The organism is Runella sp. (genome assembly GCF_965279615.1).
Classification (GTDB): Bacteria; Bacteroidota; Bacteroidia; order Cytophagales; family Spirosomataceae; genus Runella.
On the sequence record NZ_OZ257252.1, the window covers coordinates 3,686,631 to 3,706,257 of the forward strand.

The following is a 19,627-nucleotide window of genomic DNA, read 5'->3' on the forward strand; positions in this document are numbered from 1 at the left end:
TTAAACATTTGAAACAGTTAATTTATTCTCTGTTCCGCCGGTCGGGTTGTGAGCAATACTAGTTATAAACCCAAAAACTTTTGCTCAACTATTAACGAATTCATTTATGGTATTTTCAAATATTTATCAGGGCCGATCTCAATTGGAAGAAGTGTTGAATACGCTTTAGAATCTACAAATATAGAAGTGTCATACACAACGCTTTCACACCGCCTTGGGTCTTGGCGTTTTGCCAATTTATCCGCAATTGCCTGCAAGTCATCTTTATTCAGTTTCTGATCCAATATATCAAACACAGTAAGCACCTGTTTATCGTCGTATGATTGCCACGTTGCCGTAACGGTCAAAGTAAAAGATACAATTTTATTTTCGTTTTCCTTTTTATTCTGCACTTCCAATACCTTATTAGCTATTCTGTCTTCTGATCTGGCCATATCCTGTTTGTTAAATTCATCACTGGTGGCAATCAGATTCAAGCCCTGTTTGTAACCCGAGCCCATGAAACGGTCGGCAATTATGTGCGCTGAGTTGAGCTTCAGCGGCTGATTCACATACGCTTCTTTGTAGACCGTATGCGTTACTCCTCTTGATCCGGGGTCTTTTAATACCAAGTTTTCTCCTGTTACTTTTTGAGTAATCTTTCTGCCGCCTTTTACCTTTTCAGCTTTAAAGCGTACTGTAAACACAGGACTTTTTTCGCCCGGCTCTGATTTATATTTATAACTGATAACAAACTCATCCCCTTCTACCCGAAAATCAATATCGTCCGGATAATAACGTGTATGAGGACTTTGGCTGTTATAAAGAGCAACGATCTTTTCATCTACGATATTTTTGGAATTTTTATCAAAGATTTGATCTCTGAGCGCAAAAAATACCTGCGTTCCCTGAGCCACGCTGTTTACCACATCCTTGGTCACTTTGTCTATTTTTTCCTGCGGCTCTCCTTTTAGTAAAGTGGCCTTGGCGGCATTGTCCACCACTTGTTTGTAGGCATGGCCGGGGTACCCTGCGGCATTTTTGGTGCCCATTGGTTTTGCGTATAAACTTTTGGCAGGTTCTGTATCAATGATAAAATTTAACAACCCGGACCATTCTCTGATTTCGGCAAAACCTTTGGCTTTATTATTCTTGGAAATTTTATCCACGGCTGTATCCACCACCAACTTAGCCGTTGGATGAACATTCATCAAATTGGCTGCAAAAACGACATTAAAATCGGTAGATTTGTCTTTATCGTCCGCAAATTGGTCAAACTCAATAAAGACCGCTTTCAGTGAATCTGACAATCTTCCTTCGGCGTTTTTAAGCAGTTTATCGTTGATAGGTTGGTTTTTAGTTACTTGATCTTCAACAATTTTCGTTTGAGCTTCCACTACTCCCAAGTCCTTTTCCACCTTTCTGATCTTTTCTCTTATGACACCCCTTGTGGTGCTTCTTGTTTTCCATTCGTCTTTATCCAACTCAGTTCGCCATTCCGCCAATTGATCTCTTACGGTCTGCGGCGTACTTTCTACGATGATTTTGTACGCACTGCCGTTTTGAACAATGTACAATTTGTGGCTGTGTTTAGGCGTACTGAAAGGAACGGTGTCTCCCAATGTTTTGGGCATGATCATTTTTATCAATCCTTTACCGGCTTTTGTGAGAGTCGTGACCACAGGCTTGATAATCTTATCCACCACCCACTCCATAGCGCGTATGACGGGATTACGGAAGACCTGAATGATCTTACGCACTTTTTCCCCGAGATTACCCAAGCCAAGCAACTTAGCCAGAAAATCAATGGCCATGACGATAAACGTACTCAACGCCGTAATGATCTTACCGGCGATCCCGCTCACGTTGCCTTTGACGGCCATTTCGAGCGAATCCAAAAAGGAGTTAACCAAAATCGCGATTCGTTCGATGTTGTCCATCAGGAATTTAAGGCCCGCATACAGCGCCTGCACCGCCTTGATGAATGCCCCGATAGGGTTAAACATGGAGGCAACAAACAGTAATGCTTTTTTGATGGTCTCGTACAGAACGGTTTCTTTGATTCGGTCAAATATCTCGGTGAGATGACTCAGGATCATTTCTTTCAGGTGCGTCCATAGCCCGCCGATGCCTTCGGCTTTTAATATCTTGAACAGCACCGTGGCTTCGCCCAATAACTCTTCGCCTTTTTCCAACATCGCCACTATTTTCTCGCCCCCTGCGCCCAACTTCCGTATGACCACTTCGCGGAAGGTTTCGTAATTGAGCCCCACAAGCTGAATAGCCAGACTAAACAGCCCTTTTTCGTCGAGTTTGGCAGGAAGCTGAATACCTGCGTTGCTCATGGAACCGCGCAGCCAATCAAAAAAACCTTTCAGCAAATAGGTATCAAAATTCTCCACAAATGTGGCAAAACCCTGCTTGATACCGGCACCCAGATGTTCCAGAAACCGGATAGGATGCGCCAGAATTTCATCAATGATAGAAGCGATTCGGGTAACGATGGAAAGCAACAGTTTGCCCAAATTATACACAGCCTTGGCAACGCCAATGACAAAATCAGCGGCTTTTTGAAGGAAATTTTTGCCGGCTTCTTCTTCCAGTTTATCGAACGTGGCCCGTAACGAATCCACATTTTCTTTGTATGATTCTGCCAAACTGCTCGCGACTTCGGTTTGTTTCTCGTCCACACTTGACTCCAGATCGGCGTATTGCGTTCGAAACTGCTCCATAGCCTCTCCTGAAAGGCGTTGCTGCTCGGTACTCAGCGAAGCATAAAATGTTTCCGCTTCTTCTCTTCCTTTTTGTATCCGGTCGATAGCGGCATTGAGTTGGGTGGCAATGATTCCGGAAATTTCGTTCAGCGCGGCATCCATTGAAGCCAGAAAAGTAGCCTTCTCCCGCGTGAAAACGCCTTCGATGGCTTCGGTATCTTCTCCAAAGAAAAAGTCTTTGACTCCCAATCCATGAATGTCATCCAGTTGATCTTCAACCCGTTTTTCAAAAACATCTTTGGCGGCCGCCGATTTATCGTTGAAGATTTTATTGACATTGGTGGGGCTTTGCTCGTTGGTGGTAAGGTCAGCAAATAGTTTGTTGACATCGTTTTTCGTAGCATCGTAGATACGTTTCAGATTGTCTTTGACGCGATTTTGCTCCGTTAGATCGTTGTTTTTGGTGCCAGTCTGCTTGCCCAACACCGCCACAAACGATTGGTCCCGGTGCGCCACCATTCCATTCAGCCCGCGTTGTGCCGTTATTTTAGCACTCGTCTGAGCTTTGGAAAGCGTGACGGTTTCCTGAGCGCGGTACTGTACGGGTACTTCCGCCGCTTTGGTCTGGGCTTCTTTTTTACTGTCGAGCGCCTGAATAAAATCGGGCTCGTTGGAGTTGGCCAATTGCTCGTCAGAAAGTTTACTTTCATTCATTAATTCATCCAACGAACGACTTTCTTCCTCCATCGAAATCTCTGCTTCCTGCTTGGGTTTGGGAGCCGCCGCTTCGGGATTGATGGGTTTGGGCCGATTTCCCAAGGGATCTTTTTGCAGATCGCCGGGCGTTTGCGCAGCTATACCGCTATCGGGAGGCATAGGTTGAGCCGTCTGCTCGGTAATGGGCGCGGCTACTTTCTTATTTTCATTATTTACCTGACCGCTGATTCCTTCCCGTACCTGTTCCAGCGGTTTGTCTTTTTTGAACTGTGCAGCCGCACTTTCGCTGTGTGGCAGTTTTGACTCTAACTTGGAAAGCTCCGTGTTGAGCAACGCCTTGAATGTTTCGGCCTTAAAACGCTTCGTTCCTTTTTCTTTGGAGGCCGTTTGGTCAATGGCATTGAGATGCGTTTTACGGTCATTGTATTGTTTTTGTTCACCTACCGGCAAAACAGCCGCGCTTTTTATCTGGCCTTTTTTGTCTTCAGGCTCGGGGTGCTTTTTTTGTGCGTTTCGCGATTGTTTGAGTTGGGTAATGGTCGCCTGAAATTCCGGATCTTCTTTTGACGTGGCGGGAGTTGCTTTTACGGTTGGGGTTGCCTCAACCGGCTCATTCTTTTCAGACGGCTCAACGGAGGGTGCCGGCGTTGTGTTTTTATGCTGTGGCGTTTTTTTTGATAGACTGATTTTTCCTTGAGAAGGCACATTCTCAGTAGTTGTCGGCAGTTTTGAAACCGTCAGATGTAGCGGTGGCGCACCGGGCTGAACCATTGAGTCTGCCGCTCCCTGTTGCACCACGTGCGTAAGTTCGTGGGCAAGCAGTTTTCTACCTTCCAATATATCCGGTCGGTACAGGTCACGGTTAAAAAAGAGGTGATTTTGGTACGTAAACGCCTTCGCTCCGAGTTGGTGATTCAGTTTTGTCGATTCTTGGTTACTGTGAATTCGGACCGACCCAAAGTCAACGCCAAAATGCGATTCCATGCGCGGACGAATGCGGTGCGGCAATGACTGGCTGCCCGTTGTTTCCTGCTGAATCTTTTGTTTTATCGCCGCATTCACATCGGCTGTTGAATCTATCGGCCATTGAGCAGACAGGAGGTTATCTGATTCTTTTCGCTGAATAGTTTCGGCGTCCACCGTTTCTTCCGGTGAATGTACCAGTTGCTCCGACATTCTATTCGCTTCCTGTTCCCATTTGTCGCCAGGTTGATTTACTTTCAGTTTGGGCTGAATTCCGGGGTTTATTTTAGCCGTTGGTTCAAAGAAATCAGCGCTTCCTGATTTACTAAAAAAAGGTTTACTCGACGAAGCAGGCGTCGCGTGAGAAGAAGTTGATTTGTCGGCAGTGGCTTTCATGTTATCCCCATTCAACCCAAATTAAGTCGTTCATCCACGGCAAACGAAAAACCGAAATATTCCACGGGAGTTGCTCCAACAGGATGTCGAAAGAATGGCGCTCCACCTGCAAAAGCCACCCATCACCCCGTCGGGATAGTTTGCCCGGGCGTTTCAAAAATGCTTCGCGCAGACCATCGGGCGAAGTTTGGCCCAGCACATTCCAATGTCCGATAACCGCCGTAAGTAAATGATCAGCTTCCTGTCTATCACTTTCAACAAGTTCATCGGTTGTTTCAAACCAAGCCTGAGGTGCTGCTCCACACAGGATTTTAGGCAACATCAACTCATATTCAGGGCCGAAAAGCTCACCCGTTGCCAAAAAATGAAGCAATTGCAACGCCCTCGCTTTATTCGTCAATTGTCCTGTCTGCGCCACATTGACCGATTCAAAAAAAGCATTCAGAAAAGGATGCAGCAGTACCAAGCCCGCATTGTTCACGTAGATAGACTCAGAATCTACCGGCAAATTGTTCTCCGATTTTGATTCACTTTTTTTTATCCTTGGTTTGTCTTTTAAGTCATTGACAATGGCTTTTATCCGTTCCTGAATTGACGACGGCAATGCGTTTAGACTCTCTTTATCCATCGACAAATCATAGTTTTTTTCTTTTATCATTTCCAATAATTGCTTAATAACAGCTTTATTTTCAGAAGATAAAGCAGCCAATACAAGCTCAGACGTTTGTTTGGAAAACGCCGAAACCAATCTTCGCAAAGCCACCTCGCTTAACAGAGCGTGTAAAATGAGCGTTTGATCGTAATACCTGTTTTGGGCAAACGCTTCCCTCACTAATTCGTCTAATGTTTTGCCGGCAGGGACACGAAATGACCAAGGCAATTGCCCCGATTGCAGGAAATAACAAAACGCTTCTATGGTCTTTTGATGTCCGGTTCTGATAAGGTCTTTTGGAGCATTTGCTCCGTTGGAAATATGTATTTTTTGCCGAATGGCCTCTTCAAAAAGAACGGTTAATTGTTTTTCCAGTTCTTTCTCCAAATCTTCCAATGGAATGGACTCTACTTCAATGGTCAGCTCATCAATGCACAGATACGCTTCCTGAGGAGCATACGTATCCAGCATCTTTTCCATCAGTCGCGGCCAAGTGCTGCCGCACCAATCCGACAGGCGATTTTGAAGACTGAGGCCTTCCTGTTCAGCGCCATTGAACGTGACATCCAACTTCTGGCGGCAAATGCTATGTGAACCAACAACCGTCATCGCTAACCGGGCAAATTAATGGTTTGAACAATACTCACGACGCATCCCGTTTTAGTGAAAGCCGTCAGTCTTACCTGCTTGCTGCGCGGCGATGTACGAACCACCGCAGTTTTTACTTCTTTTCCAACCAACAGAGAAGGCACTGCATCTTCGACTTCCCACAGGAATTGAAGCTCCTCGTCAGTTCCCGAAGGACGCGCCAATAAGCTAACGACGTTGTTTTGATCAACGCCGGTTTTCATCCGTAACTGAAGCGTTGTTCCTATACAAACAGGCTTTAATTCACGATTTGGCAGGCACTTATTCATTTCCTCACAGCCAAAGGTCGGCACATCCACGGTTTCATTTGCATCATTCAGTTTAATTTGCGTTCCTTTATCAGAATAGGTGATCGACCGTTTCTCGGTCAGGTCACGGTATGAAAACTTAGTGGTCAATTTCAGTATAAAACCCTGACAGGCAAAGTGTTCTACCGTCAACACGCCAAACGGGTCGTTGGCTTCTCTATGGTATCCCAAAACAAACCAATCGTCGCTTTGTACTTTTTGCGCTACAATGGCATTGATCTTTTTCAACCAACGCTCAACCATACTTTTGAAATCTGCATTCAACGCATCAACCGCCGCGCTGATGTCCAACTCCCCTGCCAGATCGACAACAGAACCATCAGGCGCGGTGAATTGGAAGGTTTCTATTTTGGCATCGTAGCTTTCCAGTTTTCGTTCGGGAGAAGGTTCCGGCAACCAGAAAACATATCCGCATCGAATGGCTTTGCCACCGCAGGGCAAGTTGCAGGGCGAAGGGCATTCATGGATAAACGTTTTGGTTAATTTTTGATCTTCCGCATCGCTGATCTCTACCGTGATGGGCGTGCCACTCGGCACAGGTTTACTTTTAAAATTATTGGCTGTACTGATCGTGCCTGTTTCTGCAGCCACTTTATAAGGCGGTGTTCCGCCCGTTATTTTAAAGGCAACCGTATAATTTCCGTCAGCACACGTGAATTTCTCAACGCTGAAAACCAACGGGTTTGTTGGCTCTTCTACCACCGGCGGCAATACAAATTGAATCGGTGAACAATCGGAACAGCATTGATACGGCAGAAAAAAGTCAGCAATGATCGTCCCGTCGCGAAGTTTCGAGACCGCTTCTGCGATCTGCTCCTGTGCGGGGGTTTGGGTCGGAACAGTTGGAAAAAGGTCGGGGTTTGCCACGATCAGTTCTTCCAAAAGCACCGACACATTTTGCAATTCCAGGTCATTCACATACTGCGTTTTGATGCGTTCAATGGACTTTGCCAACGTATTCGTTGTAGGTCGAATTCCGGTAAGATCAAGTCCCGGTCGCGTGGGGCGAACAGGTTCCGGGTCATCGTGGTAAACCAAAATAAACGTTCCTCCAAGCGGAACGCCCGCTTTGTGCTGAATACCGGGATGTTTTTCGAGAAAAAAGCGTAGAAACTGTTTTTTCTTTGCCTCGATCAATCGCCGCTTGTATTCCGCAAAAAGCGTTTGAAACGCATCTATGCGGCATTGATACAGGAGAGCTTCGAGGCGGTCGTCGATTTCTTCGGCTTTGAGAACAGCGACCGATCCTTCCAATTGATTAAAGCGTTCTTCACGCTTGGTTTCCAGTTCTTTCACGGCAACTTCAAGCGCTTGGTACTGTTTTGAAAGTGCCTGAACAGTTAGATCACCTAAATCGTTGGTCAGCAATTCGTCCAATTTGACGATACGAAAAATAATCCTGAAAAAAGCGGTATTGACGCTGTTGGAAACAAAATCAAGCAATTCATCCGAAAACTGTTGTTGCTCGTATTGGCTTTCAAACAACGCTCCCAAACGATCCGATCTTACCAAAACGTTGGGTTGGTATTTTTTGAATACCGGAACGATGGAAGCCAACAAACGGTCAGAAGCATCTGCTTCCCGAACGGGCAAATCGTAGAAAAAAGCCATTTGTTTAGCCAAAAAGCTTCTGAAATCATCCTTTAAGGCATCATAAAGCGCTTCCAGATCCTCAAAACGGCATTTTTCTTTCGTCAGATCAAGTGCTATTCTTTCATCAAACTCACCGGTACGCAGCGCAATGATCTCGACGGGCAGGCGATAACGGATTTTGAGCGCCAACAAAGTGCGCAACACACTCCCGACATTGCGACCCAAATGCCCTTCAATGCGTAAAAAATTGGAAGGCTCAAGGTCAAAAACCAAAGGTTCTCTGATAAAATCATCTGTAGCGTACTCATCTGCGCGGTAGCTGAGATTTTGTTTGGCACGATTCCGTTGTGTTTTCTCAGGGCTCCAAAGTGTATACAGCGGCGGCGTACCGGTTTGTAAATAATAATACGGGATGGCTTTTTCAGACAACAGGAACTTGCCGTACTTCGTGGGCGTGATCCGAACCGGCTCGCGGCCTTGCACAATGATCGGGGCTAATACATCCGTTGAGAAATTATTTTGCAAAGGCGGTGTCAGACGGAATTGTCCGATCATTTCAACAATCCGTTGAAACAGTTGAGCCACCTCTCCCGATTCACGCCGGCAACAACCTACGGCGGGAGAAGGTTGAAAGAAATGGCGATACGTAGTGGTGAAACTATGCGTTTCGGGTTGTAATTCCCCCAAGATCAGGTGCCTCGGAAACAACCCCGAAGGCGGGCAACAGGCACATAACAGTTCCAACCCATGCCAACGTAATTCTTCATACGCCTGCAACAGATCATCGAAGAGGTCGTAAAAATTCTGTACAAAAATGGCCTGCTCAACGGTTTGCGGAGCCGTATCAAGAAAGCCGAAATCAGCTAAAAATGACGCAAACGGATCGTTAGGATAACTGCTTTCGACCAAAGGCCGAAAAGCCGTATAAGCCGCCGAGAGCGCTTGGCTCACTTTTTTTGCTAAAGTATATTTCTTAAAAACGTCAAAGAATTTTTCCAAAACCTCTTCCGAAGAAGCAGGTGCCGTGTTGGGAACATCGTAACGCGGCAAACGCAGATCGGGCAGATTCAGACGCGTTTGTAAATTGGCCTGCACATCGGCCGGCGTAAGCCCGCCACCCAAGCCCTGCGCTGCGGCCACGATCTTGGCAAGATCATCAAGTGTGATCAGCAACGGACGCACCGTGGCGGTCACTTCGGCTCCCTTGTCGTCGCAATTGTTGGGGCTGCAATTGCGCAGGTCGTCTTTTTTAAGTTCCAGAAACAACAACAATGCTTTGCCTTTCAGGAATGCCTCATCCAGTGCAACGGCATCGGGTTCGCCCGTTGGAAACAATTCCCACAATGGATAGGATTGATTGCCGTTTTTAAAGGGAGGATAATCCAATTCGGCGGGCAGAACGTAGTCTTTCCGCGCCGTCAGCAACACCTCCTCCTGAATAATAAGATACCCTTCGGACGTGACGCCGCACCCTTTGGTAATGCGAATTTGCGGGCCGTTGGCCTCAAAACCTGCTTCCAAACCGCACACGATACCAATCCCGATGAGGTTGGCACGAGTCAGGCGTTCCTGCTCGTCTAAGTAGTTGAAGACCGCGTTGAGGTGCCGATTCGTAAGCACTTGGTTAGCTTCAAAAATGGGGTACGTATCCTGAATAGGCTTCATGGTCAAAAGCAGTTTTAACTTCCCAAAGCAGTATTATTGAGTCGAACGGGATTATCATCATTGCCATCGTCGCAGTCGTGGAGGGTGGCAGTGGGGTACATATTTTCAAGTAGGATCAGCGCATCCAATACTTGTCGCAACCGAAACGAGACTTCAGTCAAAGAAGCATACGCTTCATTCAACACCTCACGAATCTTATCTTCGGTGCCGTTGGCAAACGTATGCCCATCACACAGCACAATAGGGCTTTGACGTATATCATCCGTGAGCGTCGGCGGCTCATCGGCGGCCTGTTGTACCAAATCAAAAAAAAGCTGTCCGTACGCTTTTACGATACGCAGCGCACAGGCACAGGCCGTTGGCAGCGCGGCCGGTTGAGCGGCATTTGGTACATGATTTGCCGTCAGAATTGCCTCTACGCGTTCCTGCAAACGCAATGAGATCCAGTCATGAGTTGCATTGACAGTCAGCCAATTTTCCCACGCGGTTTTGAAGTCATTGTACGCCGTTTCGGATACCCAGCAAATTTTCGGCAATAGATGCGAAGGTGTTTCCTGCCGAATAGTACGGTCGGCAAACAATCGCAATTCCATGTTGGTCGCGAAGGGTTCCGGCCAACCGGGCATCACATACGTCAGTCGAAAAGAATAGGGATCATGGTCGCCGCAGCACGCCTCTTCACAATCTCCGTCGGAGCAAATGGGATACAAAGCATCTCCCAAGAATTTGGGACGAAGCAAGAGGTGCTCTACCACCATCAATTGTTCGATGCCGAGTATTTTTTCTAATTTGAGTTCTACACCCGCCCGATTATCGGTCAACGTAAACGGCTGAAGCGCATAATTAAGGGCTTTGGCGCGGTCGTGGCTGATGACCGGATAGGCATTGAGAAACGCGATTTTATCCGCGATCAACTCTTCCAACGCTATTTTTTGGCCTTTCCAATCAAAAAGCAATCGCGCATATTCGTTGACATCTTCCCCAAACCGCGCCATCAAGTGATTCAGAAAACGATTGCGTCGTTCTAAAAAATCACTCTCGGATTCGACAAAAGAGTGTAGGCGATCAGCCGTCAATGTATTTTCCAGAAGCGCATCGGCTCCGTTGATGAGTTGATTATCAATACGTTCAGAGAAATACGTTTGCTTTACTGCCGTATCCAACGAAAACAAGTCTCCAACGTGCGCCAACTGCATCAGGTCATTGACAAAAAACTGCTCGTATACCATCAGATAGGCTTTCAACTGCCGGGCCTGCGCCTTGCGCAACGTCGGCACGTTGGACGACAATCCTTCTTTTCCAATGCCATACGTAAGCGGAAAGCTGTATTGCAAAGGAAAATAATCGTCTACCGCACGGTACGTTCCGACCGGAACAGGCAGATCATTGAGCGTATCTTTTCCTTTGCCGGTTTCCGCTTCGCCGAGCAATTGGACAAGCGTATCCCGTGCTTCGTCCATCCGAGGCAACAATGGCAAACCGTTCTTGTAAAACAAAAAGCGCGAGAGATTATAGTACAAACGAGGTTGGTGATTGTCTGAGATCGTCAACGCCCACTGCGCGCTCAGTTTGTTCGGATTTCCGTCGGCGGCCCCTTTGACGGGCAATCCTTCTTGGTCGTACTTCGTCAGTAAGAGGTTATTGACGGCTATTACTCCTTCAATGTCCATCAACACATTAATGATGTCAGAAGTATGCAGTACAGTTTTCAGTTGCGCGGCGGCAAGATCTTCTGAGGTAATAAAGCCGTTTTGAAGTTCAGGGCCGTTAAATATCTCTTCTACGGGCATCCCTTGCTCCCGTAATTCCCGGAGCGAATAAAAAGGCACCGGCGGGCTGAAATAATATGCTATTTTCTGCCATATCTCGGCCTGAACACGTTCAATATCGACGTCGGCCTGCACTTCAATATCGGCACATACGGCAACATCTTCAATGCTTACCGCTTCGATCCGGCAATAATCTTCGTCCAAATTTCGGTGGCTTTGCAGCATCTCTTTTGCCAAAGCTATTTGCCGCGCAACTTCCTTCAACTTACGTTGGTATTTGTGCATCAACCCTGCCGCCGTTGCATCGGCAAGCAAATGCGTCAGTTCGGCTACGGTGCTTTGTTGCTTCACCACCTCATCCCCAAACAGGCGTATCGCGGCATTTTCTATCTTTATCTTCTGACTTCCCGGCAGCAATGCCACTTCAAATGTGGTATAAAAAACGCCCCGCCAATTTCGCCGCATTTCGTCGTCTCCCATCACATTGGAATCCGTTTTGCTGCGTGAAAACTTAAAAAGGGTAATGACTCCAACAGCGGTATCGTTTTCCAAAAACAACGCATATTCACCGGAATTGGACAAACTCCATTCCGGAAAACGCACCTCAATCAAGCCGGTGTGAGGCTCGTCGTCGTCGTCAAAAAGGGTATACGACTGCTCTATTTTGCGGTCGCTCAAATCTCCCGATTCAGGCGAAGAAGTCAGTTCCAACAGCACTTCATATAATCCGCGCGGCTCTACCTTAACACCTTTCTGATTATCCGGTTCCTGATACGAAAGTTGCAATTGTTCGGCTTCGCACGACGCATAGATCGGAAAATCGCAGGCACATTTTTTACAAAATACCCACGCATTCCGTACGCTGTCGAGGTCGATCAACAGGCGGCGATAGTCATCGGTTGTCCACGGGTTGACGGTCAAAATGGTACGGGCCGTAAAAAATGCCTGATGCCCGGCCGGTTCGTTATTTTCATTCGTGAGCAGATCACTGATGTCCCATCCGGTTCGGTAGGCCAGATCGGTCAGCGCGTAACAAATCACTTCCAGGATGGTAATGCCGGGGTCGTGCAGGTTGTAATCAGTCCACAAAGTACTGCCCATTGCTTCCACAAAACCAATGCCTTTTCGCCGCAAAAGGTAGTAATCTTCGGCAGGCGCAGCGGCAGGATTTTTCGTTATGGCAACAGGCTCTTGAGTCATGATTCACACGCGCATTTTTCGGTTGATTGTTCTTCTTCTACGGCATTGATGACCGCAATGCTGTGTCCGCCTTTAGGCATAGATACCAAGATGGAAATGGCCGTGGAAGCTTCCACTTCGTTACGATCAATGAAACGTCGGTCGATTCCTTCATGATCAACAATGTAATGAAACAGCTGAAAATCAGTCAGATAATCCACATACCCCTGCTCTTCCACAAAATTGATAAGTGTTGATTTATACACTTTCCCGCCAAACGAAGGCGGTTTGCCTCCCGCAAACGCCCACGGGGACAGAAATTGAATGAGGGAAGTTTCCAGTTGATTTCGATAAAATGTTTCGTCGTACCCTTCCCTGAATTTGACGTTGAACGAGACACGAACCGGCTCAAACAGAGGATTGGCAACGTGCAGTTTCACAAAGCAGGAAAGTCGTTGGCGTAAAAAAGCCTCAATGTCTTCCAACACTCCCAGACCGGTATAAGGCTTTAAAGGATCGCGGGATTTTTGAAACTGTAAATTCGGAATGGTTACCAACGTAACATGGCCCGCGGCGAGTTCGTTATACACCATTTGGCCGTTTTTATCGGGGCCATACCGCGTATGGTTCAGGCATTTAACTTTATATATCTGCGGAAATGCTTCCAATACCAAATGTTCATAATCCCACAAAGTGATTGCCCGATCTTTGTGCCGAAGTCGCTCACTCACGCGGGTATAAAATGGTTCTGCCTGCTCTTTGCCCCGGCCGCCAAACGACTCATAAGGCTGTTCCACTTTTTCTATTTCCGCAATGGGCCGGTCCAATTTGGTAATTGTACCGGCAGGCAATGGTCTGGCCGAAAAAGCAGGGTCATTTTGATGATCTGCAAAAGTCGCTTTCAGGGCTTGCGCCGTTACCGAGATCAAACTGCAAACGGCATCGCTTTTTTCGGTGACAGCCGCCCGAATCCAATGTTTTTCAGCCGGTAAAAGCGTATTTTGAGAAGAAGCTTCGCGCGGAAATGAAAAGACCACCAACCCGGAGCGCAGGAGTTGTCCGGTATGATCTTCCACTTCAGAAGGCTTGAAGTCAATCCATTGGTTGTTGCTCACAAAACTCCATTGTATATGCGATTCAGGCTTTACCGACAAGGGGTTGGCCGTTCCGTCAGCGACCTGAAAAAGCAACGAAAGCGTTTGTGGCGGTTTTAACCCTTCAATGCCAATGTAAAATTCTGCCTCATGCGCCTCTCCGTTTCGTAGGCTTTTAAATTGAGGTACCAAAAAGACGTCGGGCGTTGTACCAAGGCGAGGGTGCTGTTCGGAAACCCCGAAAGGGAAAAGGTGAAAGAATGCAAAGTTTACGTTGGACTGCGCCGAATTGAGCGGCATCACTGCCGATTGCGCCGAATAACCAATGCTAATGGCTTCGATCTCAGGAATATAAGGCGCTACCGGCAGAGCCGCATCGGCAGGAGTTTCTTTAAGTGCCACCTTCAATAAATGACGCGTAAGCGTTTCCTGCCAGGCTTTATGTCCAAAATCTCCGTTTAATATTAGTTTTAAAAATCCGTTTGTATCGCCAACCGTATAGGGTTCGTTGGGTGTATAATCAATGGGAGATTGCGGTTCAGGCGGTAACGCCACTGAAATGATCCCCGTATTTTTAAATGTATTTGTAAAAGGAATTTGAAACAACTGCGTCCCAAAAGAAGGGATATTTATGGAAACGCTGAGCGTATCTTCATCCAACAACGTCACTATGGCAGACGAAGGCGTAAAGTTTGTTTCAAACAATTTGACCGCAGTATTAACCGTCAGCCAACCATCTTTGGTCAGGCGCTGAAGCGTGGCGTCGGGGGCATAGGGCAGGTTTGTTCCAAAATCGGCTTGGGCGGCGCTGGCGGGCAAGCCTTTCCACTTGATCTTGAGTTGAAGGTTAACGTTTGCCTTTTGAAACAGTTCTTTATGACCGATCAATAACGCATTCCCTTTTTGGGGCAACGGGCCAAAAGGCTGAAAAGGTTTAGACACATCCGCCTCTCCAAAATCCGTACTGACTACCAACGAGTTAATGCCCGATTTAGTAAAAATACCCACTTCGTTCAGCCCCACCCGTACACTGACGGTACAATGCGTGACAACACTATTCTCTAATTTTTGATAATCGTATTCATGATTGGGAGAATGTTTCAGCACAAATTTCACGACGGGATGGGCGGTTGCAAGATTACCGCCGTGAACTTCTGCCTCATAAGGAGCAACGGCCGGGGCATCAGCTTCCATCGTAAAGGCAAGTACGGCGGTGGTTCCGTTCATTGAAAACAGTTCATCCGACAAATACCAACCTTCGACGGTGGTAATAAACACCGTCGCTCGAAATGTACCCGTAAATGATCCGGCTAATCCGAACGACAGGCTAATGCGCCGAAATCCTTCCGTCACATACAGTTCAGGAGAAGCCACCGCAAAACCCACTTCGGCGGGCGGCATCTGAATATTGGTCAGTTGGTCGTTCTCATAGATTTTATGGTAAAAAGGATGCCAAGCCCCATCGACCGACGTAAGTTCGGACATCAGACCGTTGTCTGAGTTTGCAATGGGGGCGACAAACAGCCGACCGTTTTGAAACGGAAGCGTATCATTTGTTTTATTCCGGTGCCGATACACCGTTTTCAATTCTGTTACTTTGGCCGCATTAATGACCGAATCATCATCACTTTCAAAAAGAACATCGTTGCCTTTTGCGTCTTTTCCCGCTTTGAAGGCCGTTCCTTTTTTGAGCAGATAGGGGTCAAAATCATTGGCCAATTCGGTCAATAAATGCACTTGCGCCGGCTCGGCAGGTTTTTCGGTAAGTTGCAGAATTTGTCGGTAATAAAAATCCAAATGCCGCTCGGTGAGGCGGTTGGTTTGTTCACGCGTGAACTCTCTTAATTTTAAAAACGCTAAGAATAATGCATAATGCGGTGCATGATCGGGTTGGTTAAAGCTTGCTTCCAGCCCTTTTTCAGCCTCTTTTATGATTCTGCCGTACACTTTGAGAAACTGCTCAAAAATACCCGTAAACAGATTGTGCGTAGCCAAATGATTGATTTTCTCAAAGTCTGTCGTTCCGGAGCCATATACCGAACTTTCGGGTGAAATGCCCGTTACAAAAGCATTCCAATCGGGTGAAGCATCCGTTATCCAATCACTTGATAACCCATCGTTCAGCACTGTTTGAAACGCAACCGCTTTCGCGCCCAAAACCTGAATATCGGCCGCCGCTTCTTCTATCAGCGCCCCACCGCCTTTGTAATAACTGACCAAGCGACGAAGATGCGGTGCCAGTTGCGTACGAATCAGGTGTTGAAGTGATTTTTTGAGCAGAACATCTGTGGGAATTTTTTCCTTGAAAACATCCAGTTGACGCGCCAAACTGCCGGCATAACTAAATAATACACCTGCTTTTTGTTTTAGATCGGGCGCTGATTGATTCGTACGATTACGCACAAAATCAAACGTTTCTTTGACATTAACTTTATAGAAATCAATATTTTGTGAGGCAATAACGGCCAATAACGCCGATGGATCATTGGCAAAGAATGCCTGCCAGTTGCCGTTTTGCGTATTAGTAGTATCGTAATAATGCAAAAACTCCGCAAATGCCTGAGCGAATACCAAATGGTGTTCCGTTTCACGTTCATCCACCGGGGCATAGGCAGGTTTGAGCGCTTCGGCAAGGCGCTGCTCCTGACTCCACCCTTCGCGAATGAGTTTAAGGGACGTGACTTTATGGGCGCAGTCTTTCGGCATTCAGTTAATTTTTTTCAGGTAAAAAATCAAGCGTTGTGACCAAATTGATGTCGGTTCCTTCCTGTTTATAAAAAGGAAACACAAAGTTGAAGCGCGAGTTGGTGGCTCGGATGCGGTACGTGATCTCGATCAATATCACTCCTTCCAACCCACGACTGTCATCTAAAAAGACGTTTTCCAGTTCGATCCGCGACTCAAAGTACAGAATGGCCGTTTCGATCTTATCCGCGATCAGCGCTTTGGTCGTGGCATCCAATGACTCAAAGATCAATTCGTCCATGTTGCAGCCATAGTCGGGCAACATGATCCGCTCGCCAAGGGCAGTCGTAAGCAATACTTCGAGGCTCGACGTAATATCGACTTCCCGAGTGACCATCTTCACTCCCTGCAATTCCTGACTGAAAGTAGGCGGGAAAGACCACCCGCGACCGAGAAAATCATTGTTCATGGCCTACATTTATTTATTGTTCTTCTTACCCTCCCACCAAAACTGACAAACAACCGGGCGGCAAAACGGCCCCGCCGCCGGCCGTCAGATCGCTGACACGTGCCGCCGGCAAACCACCGATAATGACTGTACCCGACCCTTTGATGACGGCATCAGCCCCGGCAGTATCGCCCATACGAGCGGCCGGCAAGCCGCCGATAAGCACAGTAAGGCACCCGGGCGCAACCAATGGCGCAGGAACGCCGGAAGTAGCCGTACTGACAATGAGGTCGGTGAGTCGGGCAGCAGGTAACATAATAACTAGTTGATTAAAACCATTCCTCCTTTAATAATGGTCGTAGCACCGGCCTTGACGGTTGTTGTGGCTCCCGAAGAGATCTCGGCACTTCCACTTCCTTCCGCCTTCAGCGCCCCTTTTGCTTTCAGGTTTAGATTGGTGCCCTCCACTTTTATGTCTTTAGTGGCCTTTAACACAATATCTTTTATGCTTTGTATGGTAATCCCGTCGTTATTCATGATGATCTTATTGCCGTTTTGGTCAGAGATCGTCACTCCTTTGTCTTTTTCCGACAGTTTAATTACGTTTCCTTTGGGTGTTTGAAGCGTCATTATTTTATCTTCATCGTCAAACGTAAATTTCATTTTTGACCGCGACCAATACCCCTTTTGATGATTAGTATTCTTCAAGGGTTCGGGCGCAGGTTTGTTGCTGCTATGGCACATTCCCAACATGACGGCATGGTTTGGATCATCGTTTATAAAACCGATGATGACCTCATCTCCGATGTCGGGTCGAAAAAAAGTCCCGCGCTCTTTGCCTGCATCGAGCGTAGCAATGCGCGCCCAAGTGCCTTTGGCTTGGGCATCAGTGAGCGACAGTCGAACTTTGATGCGATTTTGTTTTTCGGGATCACCTTCGAGTTGCGTCACAATTCCGGTCTGCAATCCTGCTACCGGCGCCACCAACCCTGCCGCCGGCAAGGGGTGGATGTCAGCCGTTTTGGCAAACGGCTCAGGACTTAATCCAAGTTGTACATCGGTTTCCCAATTTCCCGCCGCCACTTGGTGCCGCACACCCGACACAAACAGCTTTCCTTCAAATCGTTCTCCAATGCCACCGATCTCCAACAGATTGCCGGGCTTTATTTCGGCAAATCCCTGAAATTTAACCCGCCCGCGTACCTTCGCCAGATGATTTTTGAGTTGTCTTTCATCGGCCCACGCCTGTAATTCGGTCTGAGAAACAGCGCCGCCATGACGAAGTATATGGGTAGGCATTCCTATGGAATTCGCCAACGCTGAAGGGGTCAGATTACCGGTAGCGGTCGTGGCCGGCTTACCGGCTTCGGCTTCAATGGTTTTTTGGGTTGCGGGGTTCCATGCTGTCGTTTTGAGTAAAGCATTTTGAAAGCGGGCATCCATTTCCATGTCCATTTCCAAAAGCGTAGCACCGTATTGCACGTTCAGCACAGGGTCTTGCTTTACATCAGGCGCGGCAATGAAAATCTTTCCATCTTCCACGCGTACCACCTGTCCGTTGGCTTCAGCACGGCACATCAGAAAATCCCAGTCGGTTGTATCGTACTGGAAAATTTCTTTAATGGGCCTTGTTGTTGGCTTTACGTCTTTTTGAAGACCGTATTTACCAATGATCTCTTCAGCAATGTCGCTGTCTTTTTGGTTAGTGAAATAATGGTTTATGGGCGTCAGGGTCATTTTCACGGCTTCATCGCGACATTCGACAATGAGCAGGTTACTGTTTTTACGTAATTTCAAACTGTGTTTTACCACAATTCCCTTAAAAACAGTCTCTTCCTGCGAACGGTATCCTAATTTGATCTCTATTTTTTTTCCGGGAATGAACAGGTCGGTATTGCTTACTTCAAACGTGGCTTTGGACGCTTCGCCATCCTGAATATGCAACGTAGCGGCAGGAATTCGATTGATTTCCTTGGCCACCAATACCGACAAAATATGATACGCCCCCGAAATTTCCGTTCCCTCCATCAGTATTTTGACGGTACAAACGTCGGGAGTGGCGGGCGTAGGAATAGCCGATGGACCGTTGGCAGCGCTCATTTTGAAGGAGTTTGAGGTGTTTTTTCAATGGGTGGAAAAACGAGTTGCTGCCCGGGAATCAGGCGACGAAAGTTACTTAACTGATTGATGCGGGCTACCTGCAGGTAGTACTTGGAGTCTCCGTAAATTCGGTAGCAGAGCAGCGGCAAGGTATCACCCGCTTTTACCGTACGTAGATGAGTGAGGTCGGGGGATTGTTTATTTTCTTTGGCCGCCCGTTTCATTTCCTCAATACTGGCCTTGAATTTTACCTTCGCCACCGCCCGCAACGGTTTCCCATCCGGACTGAACAGCTTGTACGTAATGCTTACTTCTGTTACTCGTCCTTTAAAAATGCCTTTGTTGCTTAATCCGGCACCCCAGACGAGCTTGAAATGTCGCGGTTCGTGGGCATCGCCTTTGTAATCAATCAACACCTCTCTGAAGCGCTGCAAATCTTCGGCTACATCGGGGCGAGGTTTGCCGTCAATGATCCCGGTATTGTCAAACAAAAATTCAAACGTGATCTCTTCGGGTTCGGTGTATTCGTATTTTAGCTGTTTACCGCTCGTTCCCTGTCCCTGACTTTCCGAGAATTTCAGTTTATAATCAAGCGTATAGCTTTCGGGATTGATCAATGTTTCGAAAAAAGCGTCCGCTTGGTCTTTGCCACCCGATTCCGCTTCTTTTGAATCTTTGAACGCCAGAATGAGCATTTTCTCCAGTTTTCCGGCCATG

Annotated in this window: 9 protein-coding genes; all 9 read right to left on the reverse strand. The window is 47.2% G+C overall.

All coding sequences use genetic code 11. The annotated features are described in order from the left end of the window. Positions 1-104: 104 nt before the first annotated feature. From ACQY73_RS15595 to ACQY73_RS15635, 9 genes are read right to left on the reverse strand one after another with little or no spacing between them, the layout of a single operon-like run. A complete protein-coding gene (locus ACQY73_RS15595) occupies positions 105-4,769 on the reverse strand; it encodes an eCIS core domain-containing protein (protein WP_428667692.1) in 4,665 nt (1,554 codons plus the stop codon). Between the two features lies 1 nt (position 4,770). Continuing rightward, positions 4,771-6,030, reverse strand: coding sequence for a contractile injection system tape measure protein (locus ACQY73_RS15600; RefSeq protein WP_428667694.1), 1,260 nt, complete (start codon positions 6,028-6,030; stop codon positions 4,771-4,773). Positions 6,031-6,032: 2 nt separating this feature from the next. Continuing rightward, the gene (locus ACQY73_RS15605; protein ID WP_428667696.1) at positions 6,033-9,635 is read right to left on the reverse strand and encodes a hypothetical protein; all 3,603 of its coding nucleotides are present in this window, start codon (positions 9,633-9,635) and stop codon (positions 6,033-6,035) included. Positions 9,636-9,649: 14 nt separating this feature from the next. After that, positions 9,650-12,604 (reverse strand): hypothetical protein, encoded by a 2,955-nt coding sequence (locus ACQY73_RS15610; RefSeq protein WP_428667698.1) that lies wholly within the window; start codon positions 12,602-12,604, stop codon positions 9,650-9,652. Further along, positions 12,601-16,383, reverse strand: coding sequence for a baseplate J/gp47 family protein (locus tag ACQY73_RS15615; protein ID WP_428667700.1), 3,783 nt, complete (start codon positions 16,381-16,383; stop codon positions 12,601-12,603). Before ACQY73_RS15615 ends, ACQY73_RS15610 begins: the two co-directional genes overlap by 4 nt. A 4-nt stretch (positions 16,384-16,387) precedes the next feature. Next, a complete protein-coding gene (locus tag ACQY73_RS15620; protein ID WP_428667702.1) occupies positions 16,388-16,831 on the reverse strand; it encodes a GPW/gp25 family protein in 444 nt (147 codons plus the stop codon). Positions 16,832-16,856: 25 nt separating this feature from the next. Beyond that, positions 16,857-17,126, reverse strand: a complete 270-nt coding sequence (locus tag ACQY73_RS15625; RefSeq protein WP_428667704.1) for a PAAR domain-containing protein — start codon at positions 17,124-17,126, stop codon at positions 16,857-16,859. A gap of 5 nt (positions 17,127-17,131) precedes the next feature. After that, a complete protein-coding gene (vgrG, locus tag ACQY73_RS15630) occupies positions 17,132-18,910 on the reverse strand; it encodes a type VI secretion system tip protein VgrG (protein WP_428667706.1) in 1,779 nt (592 codons plus the stop codon). Continuing rightward, on the reverse strand, positions 18,907-19,626 hold the full coding sequence (locus ACQY73_RS15635) for a CIS tube protein (protein WP_428667708.1): 720 nt from the start codon (positions 19,624-19,626) through the stop codon (positions 18,907-18,909). Before ACQY73_RS15635 ends, vgrG begins: the two co-directional genes overlap by 4 nt. Position 19,627 lies beyond the last annotated feature (1 nt).